Below are 16635 nucleotides of genomic sequence, written 5' to 3' on the forward strand. Positions count from 1 at the left end.
GTGATTAGGGTTTCCTGGCAACCGGCACATTCAGCTCCTGCAGGATCTCGACAAACGGCGAAGGTTGCGCTTTGTTAAATAACAACCACACCCGATGACGCGCGCGGGTTATCGCCACGTACAGTAGTCGACGCTCCTCCGCATCAGGAAAATCTTCCGGCTGCGGCAGGAGCGCCTGCTCCATGATCGACTCGCGCGCCGGCGCAGGAAACGCATCCTCCCCTTCCTGCAGCCCCACAACGATCACATAGTCCGCCTGCTGGCCTTTGCTGGCATGAATGGTCATAAAATCAAGCTGCAGATGCGGCCAGCGCGTCGCCGCTTTGTTGAGCGCCTCAGGCTTCAAATGGTGATAGCGAGCGAGCAGCAGGATCCGCTGCTCGGGCTTAACGTAACCACTCAGTTTATCCAGTAAATCATCCAGCTTATCGTCGGCTAACAAAGTGACGGCCTTTTTATCGCCCGCCGTCAGGCTGTTCAACGGTTTACTTAACTGATGCGGATTCTGCTGGATAAAGCCATTGGCTACTTCGCCGATACGGCCGTTAAAGCGATAGGTGGTATCCAGCGCGCAGCAATCCCCTTCGCCAAAATAGTGATTAAATGCAGTGGTGAGAGACATTTGTGCCCCGCTGAAGCGATAAATCGCCTGCCAGTCGTCCCCGACGGCAAAGAGCGTGGTTTGGGCGTTCTGACGGCGTAACGCGGCCAGTAGCGAGGCTCGCTGCGGCGAGATATCCTGAAATTCATCCACCAGAATATGTTTCCACGGGCTGACGAAGCGACCTTTATCAAGAATATTGACTGCCTGGTGGATCAAGCCCGAGAAGTCGACCGCATTCTCCGCCTTCAGTGCGGCTTTCCACTCTTTCAGCAGGGGCGACAATAATTTCACTCGCTTACTGAACAGATCGCGTACCGCTTCCGGCGCGCCGGCGATCATCTCCGCCTGCGATCCGCCGTGCATACGCATCAGGCTGACCCAGCGGTCGAGCCGACTGGCCATCCGCCGCTGCACCCTTTTGTCCTGCCAGAAGTCCCCTTCCGGCAGCTGCCAGCCCATCTCCTCTTCCAGCCACAGGCGCCAGCCTTTGGCCTGGGCTTTTTTCTCATGACACTGCTGCTGCCAGCATTTCAGGAGCAGAGCCTGACGGGCTGCGCTATCGCTTTCCAGTTTGCTGATGGTGGGCACTTTTTTGCTGCCCTGCTGAATAATATGCAATGCCAGCGAGTGGAAGGTACGCGCGGTGATATCGTCGGATGCCAGACGCTCGCGGATCCGCGCGTCCATCTCCTGCGCCGCCTGGCGGCCGAATGCCAGCAGCAGAATTTGATCTGCCGCCGCTTCTCCCCGCGCCAGCAGCCAGCCTGCCCGCGCCACCAGCACTGAGGTTTTACCGCTGCCCGCCCCCGCCAGCACCAGCAGGGAGCGCTCACCATTCACCACCGCCCGCGCCTGTGAGGCATTGAGCGGGGACGACTCAACGCTATCAAAAAAGCCGCGATACTGTTCGAGCATCGCCTCGGTGAAGGCCTGGTTATGGGCCAGACGCGTTGTTTCAATATCCCCTAACCAGCGCTGACACTCCCGCCACAGGTCGCGGCAGTTATCAAAGGACTCAAGCCGACGGGCAGGCATCGGCAATCCGGTGAGCGCCTGGCGAATATTGTCCTGAACATCTGCCACCTGCTGACGCGTCAACCATTTACCTTCCGCGCGGGTGCGTTCGATCGTCGCCAGTTGCTGCTTTAGCACGCCGGCAGCGATATCACTCATTTCGGCGCTCCATTGCTCCCAGAGTGTATGTAAATGGTGATAGAAACGTTGCGTTTCGCTCCATTCGGTCCCGTGCAAACGCACGACTTTCTCGTCAGGCAACACAAATTCCAGCTCGCCCCATACCAGACCACGCTTACAATGCACTGACAATAACTGATTGAAAGGGATAAGATACTCATGACGATCGCCGGAAACCTTTACCCCGGCGTTCAGTAATTGCACCCGATCATAAGGGTGCTGAGCCATGCGTTTGCCCAATGTTGTCGCTTTAAGTTCCATATAATGTCGATTTTCAATCAGGGTGGATTGTTTTTCAGTTTAACCGCCCGGGACCAGGTGCTCCAGCGCAAAAAAACGTTACAATTGTCAGGTCTAATTATCCACAGGGCAAAACCGAGGGTTTATGCGTACCATTCTGAATATTTTGAATTTTATCCTTGGCGGTTTCGCCACCACCTTAGGCTGGCTGCTCGCCACGCTGGTCAGCATCATTCTTATCGTGACGCTGCCGCTGACCCGTTCCTGCTGGGAAATTACTCGCCTTTCGTTATTTCCCTATGGTAATGAGGCAATTCATGTCGATGAACTGGAGCCAGGCCGCAAAAATGGACTGCTGAACGCCGGCGGCACGGTGCTGAATATTCTGTGGTTCATTTTTTTCGGCTGGTGGCTGTGTCTGATGCATATTTTCAGCGGCATTGCTCAATGCCTGACGATTATTGGCATTCCGGTGGGAATCGCTAACTTTAAAATTGCCGCCATTGCCCTTTGGCCGGTGGGACGCCGGGTCGTCTCTGTGGAAACCGCGCGTGCTGCGCGTGAAGCCAATGCGCGTCGTCGCTTTCAGTAACCGAACGGAACACGGACATGATTAGCCCCCTGCTACGTCGCTACACCTGGAACAGTGCCTGGCTTTATAACGTAAGGATTTTTATCGCGCTTTGCGGCACGACGCTGTTTCCCTGGTGGATCGGTGAAGTCAAACTGACCATCCCTCTGACCCTCGGCGTTGTGGCCGCGGCCCTGACCGATCTTGACGACCGCCTGACCGGTCGCCTGCGAAACCTTGCCATTACCCTGGTCTGCTTTTTTATCGCCTCCGCTTCCGTGGAGCTGCTTTTTCCCTGGCCACCGCTGTTTGCCCTCGGTCTGACGGTCTCTACCATCGGCTTTATTTTGCTCGGCGGCCTTGGCCAGCGCTATGCGACTATCGCCTTCGGCGCGTTACTCATTGCTATCTATACTATGCTCGGCGTCACGCTGTACGATCACTGGTATCTGCAACCGCTGTTTTTGCTGGCGGGCGCCGTGTGGTACAACCTGCTAACCCTCTCCGGGCACCTGATCTTTCCTATTCGCCCATTGCAGGACAACCTGGCGCGCAGCTATGAGCAACTGGCCCGCTATCTGGAGCTCAAATCCCGGCTGTTTGACCCTGACCTGGAGGATGAGAGCCAGGCGCCGTTATACGACCTGGCCCTTGCCAATGGCCAACTGGTGGCGACGCTTAATCAGACCAAGGTATCGCTCTTAACCAGACTGCGAGGCGACCGGGGCCAGCGCGGCACTCGCCGCACACTGCAGTATTACTTTGTGGCTCAGGATATTCATGAACGCGCCAGCTCGTCGCATATTCAGTATCAAACCCTACGCGATCAGTTTCGCTACAGCGACGTGATGTTCCGTTTCCAGCGTATGCTGTCGATGCAGGCACAGGCCTGCCAGAAGCTCTCGCGGGCGATTCTGCTGCGCGAACCTTATCAACATGACGCCCATTTTGAACGCGCGTTTATGCATCTCGATGCGGCACTCGAGCGCGTGCGCGCCAGCGGCGCATCCGACGAGCAGATCAATGCCCTGGGCTTTTTACTCAATAACCTGCGCGCCATCGATGCGCAGCTGGCCACGATTGAATCGGTGCAAACCACCGCCCCTGTTAACAGTAATACCGAGACACTGCTGGCCGATGATCGGCTCGGCGGGTTGAACGATATCTGGCTGCGTCTGCGGCGCAATATGTCGCCAGAATCAGCCCTTTTTCGCCACGCGGTGCGTATGTCACTGGTGCTCTGCGCCGGCTATGCCTTTATTCAGTTTACCGGCCTCCAGCATGGCTACTGGATCCTGCTGACCAGCCTGTTTGTCTGTCAGCCGAACTATAACGCCACCCGCCATCGACTGGCGTTGAGAATTATCGGCACGCTGGTTGGCGTCGCGATCGGCCTGCCCGTCCTGCTGCTGGTTCCCTCTGTTGAAGGGCAATTACTGCTGATCGTCCTGACCGGCGTGCTGTTCTTTGCCTTTCGTAACGTACAGTATGCCCATGCCACCATGTTTATTACCCTGCTGGTACTGCTGTGCTTTAACCTGCTCGGGGAAGGTTTTGAGGTCGCGCTGCCGCGCATCATTGATACCCTTATCGGCTGCGCCATTGCCTGGGCGGCAGTCAGCTTCATCTGGCCGGACTGGAAATTCCGTAACCTGCCACGAGTGCTGGACCGGGCGATGAATGCCAACTGCCGTTATCTGGACGCGATTCTGGAACAGTATCACCAGGGACGCGACAACCGCCTGGCATACCGCGTGGCCCGTCGCGATGCCTACAACCGGGATGCGGAACTGGCCTCCGTCGTCTCTAATTTATCGACGGAACCACGTGCAGACGCCACTCAGCGCGAGACCGCGTTTCGCCTGCTCTGTCTGAATCATACTTTCACCAGCTATATCTCCGCCCTGGGCGCGCATCGGGAAAAATTGTCCACCCCCGATATTCTCGCCCTGCTGGATGATGCGGTTTGCTATGTTGATGACGCCCTGCACCATACCCCCGCCGATGAACATCGGGTACAAAAGTCTTTGACCAGCCTGCAAAGCCGGATTCAGCATCTGGAACCGCGCGCGGACAGTAAAGAGCCGCTGGTATTACAGCAAATCGGCTTGTTGCTCGCGCTGCTGCCTGAAATCTGCCGCCTGCAACAGCGCGTTCATACTCAAACTGAATGAAGACTGTTATCCGCTAGCGATCCTCCGCCCATTCCATCAGCTCCTGACGCCGCGGCGTCGGGAGCGCGGCGACATGGATCCCGCCAATCGCGGCTTCCAGCCCCAGCAGTACACTGTGTGACAAAGAAGCATTATTTTCACGTAGCTTCAGCCAGGCTTGCTGGGCGCCAATATCCCGAAGCGTCCTGACATCCGGAATGCCCGCATGAATCAGCTGCACTTCCATATGAAAGCTGATATTGGGTAAATCCTTCAAACGGCCAGAATCCCGGCGGTGATACTTTTCGCGCTGGGCACTCTGCCATGACAACAGCGACAGGCGAAAGAGCTGTTTCTCATCGCGCCATAAGGCGTCGTCGATCTGATAATATTTCAGCGGCACGATGCGCCCATGTCGGCGCAGCATCAATAAAGGATTATGGTGTTCAACCCGATAGGCGGCGCTCTGCTCGCAGGCCTTCAGATAAATATTTCCCTCTGCCACCATCGCAAACACCGTGTCATCAATGGCCAGACTGTAACCGCCAAAGAGCGGACGGGTATGTAATTGACCCAGCGGTGAAACGCAGGCCTGAAATTGCGGGAGCCGCGGACAAACGAGTTTTCTCATGATCATTCCTTTGTTAATCATGTAATTAAACTTAAGTTGTTAGCGGATCCACTATGGAAAACATAAGGGACTTCCCCGGCAGCAGCAAGGTGATTTTTGTCGACTTTCCTACCAGAATGCGGTTTTGCGAGAAGCTTTCAGAAATTTTCTCGCGTTGCTGCAACCGACCGGGGGGAGAGAAACGATTAGCCTGCGTTAAGGATGCCCGGAGAAAAAGTGTCGAACGCGGTAGCAGAGGAAGGCACATCGCGGCAGGAAATGAGTAAATTTCAGGCAGCAAAATGGCAAATTGCGGTTGATCTTTTCCCCTGACGGATATACTGTACATACATACAGTAACTACAGGCGGGATAGACTATGTTTACTTCAGCTCACGCAAATCGTTCAGCACAGGCTTCTGCTCCAGCTGGCCACTACGCTCATCGTTCCGGCGAACAGACCGCCAGTGGGCTGATCAGTGAAATTGTCTATCGTGAAGATCAACCCATGATGACACAGTTATTACTGCTACCTTTATTACAGCAGCTGGGTCAACAGTCTCGCTGGCAGCTCTGGCTCACACCGCAACAGAAGCTAAGCCGCCAGTGGGTTCAGTCCGCCGGCCTGCCACTGTCTAAAGTCATGCAAATTAGCCAGCTGTCTCCCTGCCATACCGTAGACTCGATGATCCGCGCGCTGCGCACCGGGAATTATAGTGTGGTTATCTGCTGGCTGGCGGAGGAGCTAACCGCCGAGGAGCATGAGCGTCTGGTTAATGCCGCTCAGGAAGGCTGCGCGATGGGGTTCATCATGCGCCCGGTCAGAAATCAGGGCACGCTCGGCAGACAACTCAGCGGGCTAAAAATTCACTCAAATTTGTATCATTGAGTGAAATTAGGATTATTCCTGGAATTTTTTTTACCGTTGGTTAAGGTGCTGCGATTTAGAGGGTCTTTTTCGCTGAATGCCTGCCACACGGGGATTTCTGCCTTTTCCCTGCGTACGAAAATCAACCATATTTGTTAAATATTGTGTATACAACCCTTTTTTTTCATATGCCTGACAGAGTTCACACTTGTAAGTTTCGAACTAAGTTGTAGACTTTACATCGCCAGGGGTGATCGGCTTACGCTGCATGTATCAGCATAGTTAACAACAAGTCACGCCCCCGGTGAAGGATTTAACCGTGAGGTCTTTTGTAACTTCATGGCGAATTTTGGATGATAATGAGGCGCAAAAAATGAAAAAGACAGCTATCGCGATTGCAGTGGCACTGGCTGGCTTCGCTACCGTAGCGCAGGCCGCTCCGAAAGATAACACCTGGTATGCAGGTGGTAAACTGGGTTGGTCCCAGTTCCATGACACTGGCTGGTACAACAGCTCTCTGAACAACAATGGTCCGACCCACGAAAGCCAGCTGGGCGCTGGTGCGTTCGGTGGTTACCAGGTTAACCCGTACCTCGGTTTCGAAATGGGTTACGACTGGCTGGGCCGTATGCCGTACAAAGGCGACCAGGTTAACGGCGCATTCAAAGCTCAGGGCGTTCAGCTGACCGCTAAACTGGGTTACCCGATCACTGACGATCTGGACATCTACACCCGTCTGGGCGGCATGGTATGGCGCGCAGACTCCAGCAACAGCATCGCTGGCGACAACCACGACACTGGCGTTTCCCCGGTATTTGCGGGCGGCGTAGAGTGGGCTGTTACTCGTGACATCGCTACCCGTCTGGAATACCAGTGGGTTAACAACATCGGCGACGCGGGCACCGTTGGCGTTCGTCCGGACAACGGCATGCTGAGCGTGGGTGTTTCCTACCGCTTCGGTCAGGAAGATGCTGCACCGGTTGTAGCTCCGGCTCCGGCTCCGGCTCCGGAAGTGACTACCAAGCACTTCACCCTGAAGTCTGACGTTCTGTTCAACTTCAACAAAGCAACCCTGAAACCGGAAGGTCAGCAGGCTCTGGATCAGCTGTACACCCAGCTGAGCAACATGGATCCGAAAGACGGTTCTGCTGTTGTTCTGGGTTACACCGACCGTATCGGTTCCGAAGCTTACAACCAGCAGCTGTCTGAGAAACGTGCTCAGTCCGTTGTTGACTACCTGGTTGCTAAAGGCATCCCGGCTGGCAAAATCTCCGCTCGCGGCATGGGTAAATCCAACCCGGTTACTGGCAACACCTGTGACAACGTGAAAGCGCGCGCTGCCCTGATCGACTGCCTGGCTCCGGATCGTCGTGTAGAGATCGAAGTTAAAGGCTACAAAGACGTTGTAACTCAGCCGGCGGCTTAAGTTATAACTGATAAAAAAACCCGCTTCGGCGGGTTTTTTTATGGCGTTAACTCGCCTTCACGACTGGGGGAAGTTACGCCTGGGTGGCATCAGACAGACCGTACTGATTACTCTTTGCCTAACAGCACCTGCAGATCGTGCTTCAGACTCGACATTTTGCTGGCATACTTCTCTTTGTGCTCAGCATCCTCAATCAGCTGCACGATGGTTTCAGACAAGGTTTTCCCCCGCCGCTGCGCCAGGCCGGCAAGACGCTGCCAGACGACAAACTCAAGGTCGATAGACTTCTTACGCGTATGCTGATGCTCGGCGTTAAAATGGCGTTTGCGCCGCGCGCGGATAGTCTGCTTCATGCGGTTCATTAACGCCGGATTCATATGCTGCTCAATCCAGGCTTGCACCAGCACAGGTTCATTTTCGAGCGTCAGCAAGTCATCTACCGCAGCTTGCGCAGCGCTGGCCTCAATGTAGCGGGTAATCAGCTCACCTTCCCGGTGCTTCTTTACCAGATATTTCCATTTCCAGCCGCTTTCAAGATTTTCCAGTTGTTGATATTTCATTGCGATCTCAATGTGACCGTGTAACTCATTTCAGGATATCAGTTTTTTCCTGATGTGCTGAACATAAATCATTATTCGCGATGTATATGGCCGGGGAATCACCGAGGTAACCATAATCCTCCGTGTGCTCGGTCGCGGCATCAGGTATAATTGCGCGCTTTACATCTAACTAAAAAACAGCGACTTTGACCATTACGAAACTGACCCGAACCGACCTCGCGCCTGATACGGAACCTTATCAGGCGCTGTTTGCACAAGCTGATCTTTCCCATCCGGCCCCCTCTCTTTCGGGCGATCTGCAGCCGCGTTTATTCTACGCGCTTGAACAGCTGTTGTTCACGCCGGCGGTCTCCTCCTTCATGCTGGTGAAAGCCCCAGAAGAGCCGGAGTATCTGCAATGGCTGGCAGCCGAAACCCGGACGCTGCATGAACCTGCCGCACCGCTCTACGGTGTTCGCTATGAGGTTGATGGCGCTCGCGTCACGCTCTCTCCGGCGCAACGTGCTGAGGATAATTTTGCCAGCATCGCGCCGGTCGTGGCAGCCGATTGGGTAGAGGCGGAACAGCTGTTTGGCTGCGTACGCCAGTTTAATGGCGAAATTAGCCTCCAGCCAGGCCTTGTCCACCAGGCCAACGGCGGTGTGCTGGTACTCTCTCTACGCGCACTGCTGGCCCAACCCCTGCTGTGGGTACGCCTGAAAAATATGGTGACTCGTCAGCGTTTTGACTGGCTTTCCGTCGATGAATCCCGCCCCTTGCCGGTCAGCATTCCCGCCATGCCGCTGAGCCTGAAAGTCATGCTAGTGGGTGAACGTGAATCGCTGGCGGATTTCCAGGAAATGGAGCCAGAGCTCTCTGCACAGGCCATCTACAGCGAATATGAAGATACACTGCAGTTCGCTGACGCCGATACGCTGAAAGGCTGGTGTCAGTGGGTATGGCAAAATGCCCAGCAGCTGGCGCTGCCAGGACCGGCAGCCGATGCCTGGCCGCTGTTGCTCGATGAAGGGACACGCTATACCGGCGATCAGGAGACGTTACCGCTCAGCCCACTATGGATAGCCCGCCAGCTTCGGGAGGCCGCCGCTTTCTGCGAAGGCGAGAAGATCACTGGCGAAGAAATGCAGACGATGCTGGCTCGCCGGGAGTGGCGTGAAGGCTATCTGGCCGAACGTATGCAAGATGAAATCCTGCAGGAACAGATCCTGATTGAGACCGAAGGTGAATGCGTCGGACAGATCAACGCCCTGTCGGTGATTGAATTCCCTGGCCATCCGCGCGCGTTCGGTGAGCCATCGCGCATCAGCTGCGTCGTGCACATTGGTGATGGCGAATTTATCGACGTCGAACGCAAAGCCGAGCTGGGCGGTAACATTCATGCGAAAGGCATGATGATCATGCAGGCTTTCCTGATGTCCGAGCTGGAGCTGGAACAGCAGCTTCCCTTCACTGCTTCGCTGACGTTCGAACAGTCCTACAGCGAAGTGGACGGCGACAGCGCCTCCATGGCCGAACTCTGCGCCTTAATCAGCGCCCTGGCCAATGTGCCAATTAATCAGAGCATTGCAATTACCGGCTCCGTCGACCAGTTTGGTCGCGTGCAACCGGTCGGCGGGCTGAACGAAAAAATTGAAGGCTTCTTCACCATTTGTCAGCAGCGCGGCTTAACCGGCAAACAAGGGGTCATCATCCCTTCCGCCAACGTTCGCCACCTCAGCTTGACCCGCGAGTTACGTCAGGCTGTTGCCGAAGACCAGTTTGCCATCTGGGCCATTGATGATATTACCGAAGCGCTGCCGATGTTGACCCAGCTGATGTGGGACGGAGAAGGACAGACGCTGCGACAAACCATTCAGGAGCGGATAGCGCAGGCGACCCAGCAAGAGACTCGCCATCGTTTTCCGTGGCCGCTACGCTGGTTAGGTGGGACAAGTTCTAACTGATCGGACTTGTTCAGCTTACACGTGTTAGCTATCCTGCGTCCCGAACTTAAAATAAGGCTTACTGAAAACATGGTAGATAAACGCGAATCCTATACAAAAGAAGATCTTCTTGCCTCCGGTCGTGGTGAACTGTTCGGCGCGAAAGGCCCGCAGTTGCCGGCACCGAACATGCTGATGATGGACCGCGTCATCAAAATGACCGAAACTGGTGGTAACTATGACAAAGGTTATGTTGAAGCAGAACTCGACATCAACCCGGACCTGTGGTTCTTCGGTTGTCACTTCATCGGCGACCCGGTGATGCCGGGCTGCCTGGGCCTGGATGCGATGTGGCAGCTGGTCGGTTTCTACCTCGGCTGGCTCGGCGGCGAAGGCAAAGGCCGTGCCCTGGGCGTTGGCGAAGTGAAATTCACCGGTCAGGTTCGGCCGACCGCGAAAAAAGTTACCTACCGCATCCACTTCAAGCGCATCGTTAACCGTCGTCTGATTATGGGCCTGGCGGATGGTGAAGTGCTGGTTGACGATCGTCTGATTTATACCGCGAACGATCTGAAAGTGGGGCTGTTCCAGGATACTTCCGCTTTCTGATAATTATCAGCAGCGATTAAAAGGCGAAGCCCCCGCCAGGCGGAGGCTTCTTTTTTAAAGAGACAGTGTCAGGCAGTTAGTACCCTGTCCTCCATGGCTTCTCGCCAGCCTCCCAGCCACCATGAGCGTTGATTCAGGCTCTGGTATGGACACATTTCTTTCGATCTCCCCGCGATACCCGCTTGATATCCACGTTGATGTGCCCGTTCCAGGCGATCTCGTTTTTGTCTCTTCATGCCTCGTTTCCCTCATTCTTTGATCTGGTGGAAAAGAAAACAGTGGTCGCAAATTGTGCAGCCACGGGTTACGAATACCGCGAAATGGAGGCAACGTCAATGCGCAAAATTCACGCCAGTGTCATATTTGTGACCTATATAAGAGTTCATTTTTTGTTCATTCAGCGCCGCGGTTGCTAACAAATTGACCTGGCAAAAAAAATGCCGCGCGGCTCAGATGAACCGCGCGGCATATTATTTTTATGAATTTTACTTATGGCAGACGCTTAAGCTCGCCGGCAATGGCAACCGCCTCCTGGCTCCATGCCTGGGCCAGAGTCTTCACCATCGCGTCATAGCCATCATCTTGCTGCTTGAGCACGATGTCGAAAGGACGCTTAATCAGCTGCCCCTGATGCTTCAACAGCCACTCGCCGCTGACGATAACCCGCCCGTCGTAGCGCCCGTGAAAGCCATTCACTGCAACGTTGAGGGTATCCTGCTCACTCCCCAGAGGCTGGGATGAGACGACCCAGCCCGGCAGCTGCTGGCTGAGGTTTGCCACCAGCGTGGTGCGTAGCTGCTGGTCCAGCGGGCTGGCCCACAGATTATTATTGGCAATCACATACTGCACATCGGTAGTCTGATAGACCACTCCGTTGCCCGCCAGATAATCCGGGATACTGACCTGCTCAACCCACAGCAGACGCGCGCCCTGGCTGGCGGCGCTTTGCGCACCGCCCTGCACCACCGGTAGCTGGTAGTATGTCTTGCTTTCGCCGCCGCTACTGCACGCCGTCAGGGCGCATACGGCTGCCGCCAGTAACCATTTTTTCATTATTTCGCTCCCTTCGGCTGTGGGTCTTTTTTATCCTTGGCCTCAAATACCAGCGCATTGCTCTTATCATTGAGCGTTTTCAGAACCGGCTGCAGTTCGCGCAGCACCTGATCCAGACGCTGCATATCCGCCACCATCTTATTGTAGGCCGCGGAGCCAGGCTGGAAGCCCTGCATGCTGCGGTTCAGCTCACGCAGCGTTGTCTGCATATCGGCAGGCAGCTGCTGCATCGACTGGCTGGAGGTGATCTTATTCAGATTATCCAGCGTCGTCTGCACATGCTGCATGGTCTTCTCACTCTGCGCCAGGGTACTGGTCGCCTGCTCCAGCAGCGGGTTGATCGGCAGGTTATTAATCTTATCCAGCGCATCCATCAGACGCTGCTGGATCTGCGCCAGGCCGCCGCTGATAGTCGGGATAATTGGATAGCCGTTAAACTCCTGGATTTTGCCGCGCGGCGGCGCTTTCGGATAGAAGTCGAGATCGATATACAGCGCGCCGGTCACCAGGTTGCCGGTTTTCAGCGAGCCGCGCAGTCCGCGGTTGATCAGATCGTCAATATGGGCACGAATATTCGGATCGCCGCCGAGCTGGTTAACCAGACGTTGCGGTTCAACCCGCACTTCCACCGGAATGCGATAATCATCGTTCAGACGCTGCTTCAGCCCAGGAATAAAGAACGGCACTTTACCGACGGTGCCCAGACGGATACCGCGGAACTCCACCGGCGCGCCGGGCTGCAGACCACGAACCGAATCTTTGAAGAACATCACATAGTCAATATGCTCGGTAAAGACCGAATCCTGGATGCTCTTCTGATCGTCAAACAGGTGGTATTCCGTTTTGTTCGCCACCGGCTCGCCGAGATCCAGACCTTCCGGAATATCGAAGCTCACACCGCCGCCAAACAGTGTCGATAGCGAGCCCATCTCAACGCGCATGCCCGCCGCGGTCAAATCAACCGCGATACCGCTGTCTTTCCAGAAGCGAACGTTGGTGGTCACCAGACGGTCATTCGGCGCATTAATAAACAGCTGATAAGAGATACGACGTTTCTGCGCATCAAAAGTGCTGGTTTCAACCGATCCCACGCGGTAGCCGCGGAACAGCACCGGGTCGCCCGGCGAAAGCTGGCCCGCTTTGCTGCTTTCCAGCAGAATACGGATCCCCTTAGCATCCGGCGAGGCCAGCGGCGGAGAATCCAGCAGTGGGTACTGCGCCGGCACCGAACCTTTCGTCCCTGGCTGCAGTTCAATATAGGCCCCGGACAATAAGGTCCCGAGACCGCTTATCCCCTCGCGCCCTACCTGCGGTTTCACCACCCAGAAGACGGAATCGTTATGCAGTAATTTCTGCATCCCGGAGTTGAGGCGGGCTTTGATTTCTACGTGAGTGAGATCATCGGTCAGCGTCGCGCTCTCCACCACCCCAACGTCCACACTGCGGCTCTTGATACGGGTTTTTCCCCCTTCAATCCCTTCCGCGTTGGTGGTGATCAGCGTGACCTCAGGCCCCTGATGGCTGTAATGATAAAACAGGATCCACGCCCCGATCAGCGCAGTGACGATAGGGAAGATCCACACCGGTGACCAGTTCTTCACCTTCTGCACTTTCGCTTCTCCGCTCTTATTTTCCATGTTGTTGTATTTCCTCATGGCTTGAATCTGGCTCACGATCCCACAGCAAACGGGGATCAAACGTCATCGCTGAAAACATGGTCATCACCACTACCAGCGCAAACATGACCGCGCCGATGGCGGGATAAATATTCATCAACCCTCCCATGCGCACCAGCGCAGAGAGTACGGCGATGACAAAAACATCAATCATTGACCAGCGGCCAACAAATTCCACCACTTCATAGATCAGATGCATGCGTTCCGAATCGCGCGCGCCGTTGCCGTTAGCATTCCAGCACAGCCAGGCGATAGCTATCATCTTCAGCGTCGGCACCATAATACTGGCGATAAAGATCACCAGCGCAACCGGGTAGGAACCTTCACTCCACAGTAAAACCACTCCGGCCATAATGGTTGACGGCATTTTATCGCCCAGCAGATCGGTGATCATGATCGGCATAATGTTGGCAGGGAGATAAAGAATAAATGAAGTCACCAGCAGCGCCAGCGTCCACTGGAGGCTATTTTTACGCCGCGCCGTTCCTTTGCTGTGACAGCGCGGGCAGACGGTCTGGTCAGCCGGCAATACCGCCGTGCAGCAGGCACAGGAACGTAGCCCCTGGCGGATCCCGGCCACGCCGACCTTCAGCGGCTGGGTAATGGCCGGCATGGGGGCAATATCATCCCATAGCCAGCGCCGGTCGACGCACTGGAAAGTGCGTAACTGCAGCAGGCAAAACATGCACCAGGGAATAAAGCTCAGACCAATGCCGATGTCGCCATAGGCCATCAGTTTGACGAAGCTCACCAGCACGCCGGCAAGAAAAATCTCCGCCATCCCCCAGGTCTTCAGTTGAAAGAGAATACGCGCGAGGAACGCCTTCAGGCCAGCGGGCATCCTGACCCGATTAACCAGCAGCAGAATGGTGACCAGGCAAAACGCTGGCACAAGTTGGACAAAGAGTAAAAAGAAGGTGCCGAGGCTGGCGTAATCCTCGGTAAACAGCACATTGGGAATTTCCAGCAGCTCTATTTCGCTACTGATGCCGCCCACTTTCATATAGATAAAAGGGAACAGATTGGCCAATAGCAGCATAAACAGCGCGACCAGCGCATACGCCGTGGGACGCTGGCGAGGCGCGTCCCACGTGGTAGTTAACGTTGTACCGCAGCGCGGGCAGGCGGCTTTCTGGCGATGCTCAAGCTGCGGCAAAGCCACCAGCAAATCACATTGGGGACATAAAATATGTCGCGCAGCATGATGATGATCGCACATGACAACTCCTCGGCTCAGGCGCCGTTTTTTAATCCTTCGAGATATTCCCAGCGTTCAAAGGCAGCTTCCAGCGCCTGCTCCGCCTCGGCCAGCTGCGCCAGCACCTGCTGCGTGCGATCGTGCGGTTGTCCGAAGAAATCGGGATCGGCAACCTGCTCCTGCAGCGTTTGCAGTTCAGCCTCGAGGGCTTCCAGCTTCTGCGGCAGCTGTTCCAGCTCGCGCTGCAGGTTATAGCTTAGTTTGTTCCCGCCGCGTTTGACAGTTTCTGCTTTTGGCTGAGCGACTTCCATCGTTTTTTTCGCAGCTGGCTGTTTCTGCGCCAGCGACTGGGCCTGCTGACCGCGAGCGTCGTGATAGCCGCCGATATACTGACCAATGCGACCACCGCCTTCGAAGATCCAGCATTCGGTGACGGTATTGTCCACGAACTGACGATCGTGGCTCACCAGCATCACAGTGCCCTGATAGCCATCGATCAGCTCTTCCAGCAGTTCCAGCGTTTCAACATCGAGATCGTTTGTCGGTTCATCGAGGATCAACAGGTTGCTGGGTTTCAGGAACAAGCGAGCCAGCAACAGGCGGTTACGTTCCCCGCCGGAGAGTGCACGTACCGGGGTCATCGCCCGTTTCGGATGGAACAGGAAGTCCTGCAGATAGCCCAGCACATGGCGCGGCTTACCGTTAACCATCACCTCCTGTTTGCCTTCCGCCAGGTTGTCCATCACCGTTTTATCCGGGTCCAGCTCGGCGCGGTGCTGGTCGAAGTACGCGACCTCCAGCTTGGTGCCAACGTGGATCCGCCCGCTGTCGGCCTGCAGTTGGCCAAGCATTAGCTTCAGCAGCGTGGTTTTGCCACAGCCGTTGGGGCCAATCAGGGCAATCTTATCGCCACGCTGGATCTGCGCGGAGAAATCTTTGACCAACACTTTGCCGTCAACCTGATAGTTGACGTTCTCCATTTCGAAAACGATTTTGCCGGAGCGCGAAGCCTCTTCAACCTGCATCTTCGCGCTGCCCATCACTTCCCGGCGCTCACCGCGCTCGCGGCGCATCGCCTTCAGCGCGCGGACGCGGCCTTCGTTACGGGTGCGGCGTGCTTTGATCCCCTGACGGATCCACACCTCTTCCTGGGCCAGCTTGCGGTCAAATTCCGCATTCTGCAGCTCTTCGACGCGCAGCGCTTCTTCTTTATCCAGCAGATACTGATCGTAATTGCCCGGATAGGTCACCAGCTTGCCGCGATCAAGGTCGACAATGCGTGTCGCCATATTGCGGATAAAGGATCGGTCGTGCGAAATGAAGATAATCGTGCCTTTAAAGGTTTTCAGGAACCCTTCCAGCCAGTCGATAGTTTCGATATCGAGGTGGTTAGTGGGTTCATCCAGCAGCAGCACGCGCGGCCCGCTGACCAGCGCACGGCCCAGCGCCGCTTTACGCAGCCAGCCGCCGGAGAGCGACGCCAGTTGCGCATTGGCGTCAAGGCCAAGCTGCTCAATCACTTCGTTGATACGGCTATCCAGCTGCCACAGCCCCAGGTTATCCAGCTGCTCCTGCAGGCGCGCCAGTTCATTTAAATTTTTGTCGCTCGGATCGGTCATTACCTGATGCGACACGTCATGGTAGGCCTTCAGGTAAGCCGCCTGCTCGGCGATCCCTTCGGCGACAAAATCGTACACCGTACCAGCGACGTTACGCGGCGGATCCTGCTGCAGACGCGCCACGATCAGATCTTGTTCATAAATAATGCGTCCGTCATCCAGCCCCTGTTCACGATTAAGGATCTTCATCAGGGTGGATTTACCGGCGCCGTTGCGGCCGACCAGGCAGACGCGTTCGTTATCTTCGATATGCAGCTCGGCATTATCCAGCAGCGGCGCATCGCTGAAGGAGAGCCAGGCGCCGTGCATACTAATCAGTGACATTCTTTATTC

The 16635-nt window shown here is 55.5% G+C and carries 14 protein-coding genes; 6 read left to right on the top strand and 8 right to left on the bottom strand.

The genetic code is table 11. The features are described from left to right. Positions 1-4 precede the first annotated feature (4 nt). The gene (gene helD / locus B8P98_RS18335; protein ID WP_025712926.1) at positions 5-2059 is read right to left on the bottom strand and encodes a DNA helicase IV; all 2055 of its coding nucleotides are present in this window, start codon (positions 2057-2059) and stop codon (positions 5-7) included. A 124-nt stretch (positions 2060-2183) separates the two neighbouring features. Between helD and B8P98_RS18340 the strand changes: the two genes are divergently transcribed. Both B8P98_RS18340 and yccS read left to right on the top strand, forming a co-directional pair. Then, positions 2184-2630 carry a YccF domain-containing protein gene (locus B8P98_RS18340; protein WP_002898425.1) on the top strand — a complete coding sequence of 149 codons (447 nt, stop codon included), beginning with the start codon at positions 2184-2186 and terminating at the stop codon, positions 2628-2630. A 17-nt stretch (positions 2631-2647) separates the two neighbouring features. Then, positions 2648-4783 (top strand): YccS family putative transporter, encoded by a 2136-nt coding sequence (yccS, locus tag B8P98_RS18345; protein ID WP_025712927.1) that lies wholly within the window; start codon positions 2648-2650, stop codon positions 4781-4783. Positions 4784-4796: 13 nt separating this feature from the next. Here the strand turns inward: yccS and B8P98_RS18350 are convergent, their stop codons facing one another. Beyond that, positions 4797-5393, bottom strand: coding sequence for a TfoX/Sxy family DNA transformation protein (locus B8P98_RS18350; RefSeq protein ID WP_025712928.1), 597 nt, complete (start codon positions 5391-5393; stop codon positions 4797-4799). Between the two features lie 357 nt (positions 5394-5750). On the opposite strand from B8P98_RS18350, the gene sulA reads away from it, so the two are divergent. Then, positions 5751-6260 (top strand): SOS-induced cell division inhibitor SulA, encoded by a 510-nt coding sequence (gene sulA, locus B8P98_RS18355; protein WP_025712929.1) that lies wholly within the window; start codon positions 5751-5753, stop codon positions 6258-6260. 352 nt (positions 6261-6612) lie between these two features. Beyond that, positions 6613-7665 carry a porin OmpA gene (gene ompA / locus B8P98_RS18360; protein ID WP_087805440.1) on the top strand — a complete coding sequence of 351 codons (1053 nt, stop codon included), beginning with the start codon at positions 6613-6615 and terminating at the stop codon, positions 7663-7665. Positions 7666-7772: 107 nt separating this feature from the next. On the opposite strand, the gene matP is transcribed toward ompA, so the two are convergent. Further along, positions 7773-8225: a macrodomain Ter protein MatP gene (gene matP / locus B8P98_RS18365; protein WP_025712931.1), complete on the bottom strand. Its 453-nt coding sequence runs from the start codon at positions 8223-8225 to the stop codon at positions 7773-7775. 185 nt (positions 8226-8410) lie between these two features. On the opposite strand from matP, the gene B8P98_RS18370 reads away from it, so the two are divergent. Both B8P98_RS18370 and fabA read left to right on the top strand, forming a co-directional pair. After that, a complete protein-coding gene (locus B8P98_RS18370) occupies positions 8411-10168 on the top strand; it encodes an AAA family ATPase (RefSeq protein WP_080897935.1) in 1758 nt (585 codons plus the stop codon). A gap of 69 nt (positions 10169-10237) precedes the next feature. After that, a complete protein-coding gene (fabA, locus tag B8P98_RS18375) occupies positions 10238-10756 on the top strand; it encodes a bifunctional 3-hydroxydecanoyl-ACP dehydratase/trans-2-decenoyl-ACP isomerase (protein ID WP_025712933.1) in 519 nt (172 codons plus the stop codon). 68 nt (positions 10757-10824) lie between these two features. Here fabA and rmf read toward each other — a convergent pair whose 3' ends face one another. The 5 genes from rmf to B8P98_RS18405 form a co-directional block, all read right to left on the bottom strand. Beyond that, positions 10825-10992, bottom strand: a complete 168-nt coding sequence (gene rmf, locus B8P98_RS18380) for a ribosome modulation factor (RefSeq protein WP_002898396.1) — start codon at positions 10990-10992, stop codon at positions 10825-10827. 253 nt (positions 10993-11245) lie between these two features. Continuing rightward, complete coding sequence (gene pqiC, locus B8P98_RS18390; RefSeq protein WP_025712934.1) at positions 11246-11809, bottom strand: membrane integrity-associated transporter subunit PqiC; 564 nt, start codon at positions 11807-11809, stop codon at positions 11246-11248. Then, positions 11809-13446, bottom strand: coding sequence for an intermembrane transport protein PqiB (gene pqiB / locus B8P98_RS18395; protein ID WP_025712935.1), 1638 nt, complete (start codon positions 13444-13446; stop codon positions 11809-11811). The genes pqiC and pqiB overlap by 1 nt, the downstream gene beginning before the upstream one ends. Continuing rightward, positions 13436-14704 carry a membrane integrity-associated transporter subunit PqiA gene (gene pqiA, locus B8P98_RS18400; protein WP_025712936.1) on the bottom strand — a complete coding sequence of 423 codons (1269 nt, stop codon included), beginning with the start codon at positions 14702-14704 and terminating at the stop codon, positions 13436-13438. Before pqiA ends, pqiB begins: the two co-directional genes overlap by 11 nt. Positions 14705-14718: 14 nt before the next feature. Beyond that, a complete protein-coding gene (locus B8P98_RS18405; protein ID WP_095033286.1) occupies positions 14719-16626 on the bottom strand; it encodes an ABC transporter ATP-binding protein in 1908 nt (635 codons plus the stop codon). Positions 16627-16635 lie beyond the last annotated feature (9 nt).

The sequence above is a fragment of the Klebsiella quasivariicola genome, assembly GCF_002269255.1.
Classification (GTDB): domain Bacteria; phylum Pseudomonadota; class Gammaproteobacteria; order Enterobacterales; family Enterobacteriaceae; genus Klebsiella; species Klebsiella quasivariicola.

Excerpts from the sequence above, each read along its gene's own strand:
- helD (WP_025712926.1), bottom strand. The coding sequence starts at position 2,059 with ATGGAACTTAAAGCGACAACATTGGGCAAACGCATGGCTCAGCACCCT.
- B8P98_RS18340 (WP_002898425.1), top strand. The coding sequence starts at position 2,184 with ATGCGTACCATTCTGAATATTTTGAATTTTATCCTTGGCGGTTTCGCC.
- yccS (WP_025712927.1), top strand. The coding sequence starts at position 2,648 with ATGATTAGCCCCCTGCTACGTCGCTACACCTGGAACAGTGCCTGGCTT.
- B8P98_RS18350 (WP_025712928.1), bottom strand. The coding sequence starts at position 5,393 with ATGAGAAAACTCGTTTGTCCGCGGCTCCCGCAATTTCAGGCCTGCGTT.
- sulA (WP_025712929.1), top strand. The coding sequence starts at position 5,751 with ATGTTTACTTCAGCTCACGCAAATCGTTCAGCACAGGCTTCTGCTCCA.
- ompA (WP_087805440.1), top strand. The coding sequence starts at position 6,613 with ATGAAAAAGACAGCTATCGCGATTGCAGTGGCACTGGCTGGCTTCGCT.
- matP (WP_025712931.1), bottom strand. The coding sequence starts at position 8,225 with ATGAAATATCAACAACTGGAAAATCTTGAAAGCGGCTGGAAATGGAAA.
- fabA (WP_025712933.1), top strand. The coding sequence starts at position 10,238 with ATGGTAGATAAACGCGAATCCTATACAAAAGAAGATCTTCTTGCCTCC.
- rmf (WP_002898396.1), bottom strand. The coding sequence starts at position 10,992 with ATGAAGAGACAAAAACGAGATCGCCTGGAACGGGCACATCAACGTGGA.
- pqiC (WP_025712934.1), bottom strand. The coding sequence starts at position 11,809 with ATGAAAAAATGGTTACTGGCGGCAGCCGTATGCGCCCTGACGGCGTGC.
- pqiB (WP_025712935.1), bottom strand. The coding sequence starts at position 13,446 with ATGGAAAATAAGAGCGGAGAAGCGAAAGTGCAGAAGGTGAAGAACTGG.
- pqiA (WP_025712936.1), bottom strand. The coding sequence starts at position 14,704 with ATGTGCGATCATCATCATGCTGCGCGACATATTTTATGTCCCCAATGT.
- B8P98_RS18405 (WP_095033286.1), bottom strand. The coding sequence starts at position 16,626 with ATGTCACTGATTAGTATGCACGGCGCCTGGCTCTCCTTCAGCGATGCG.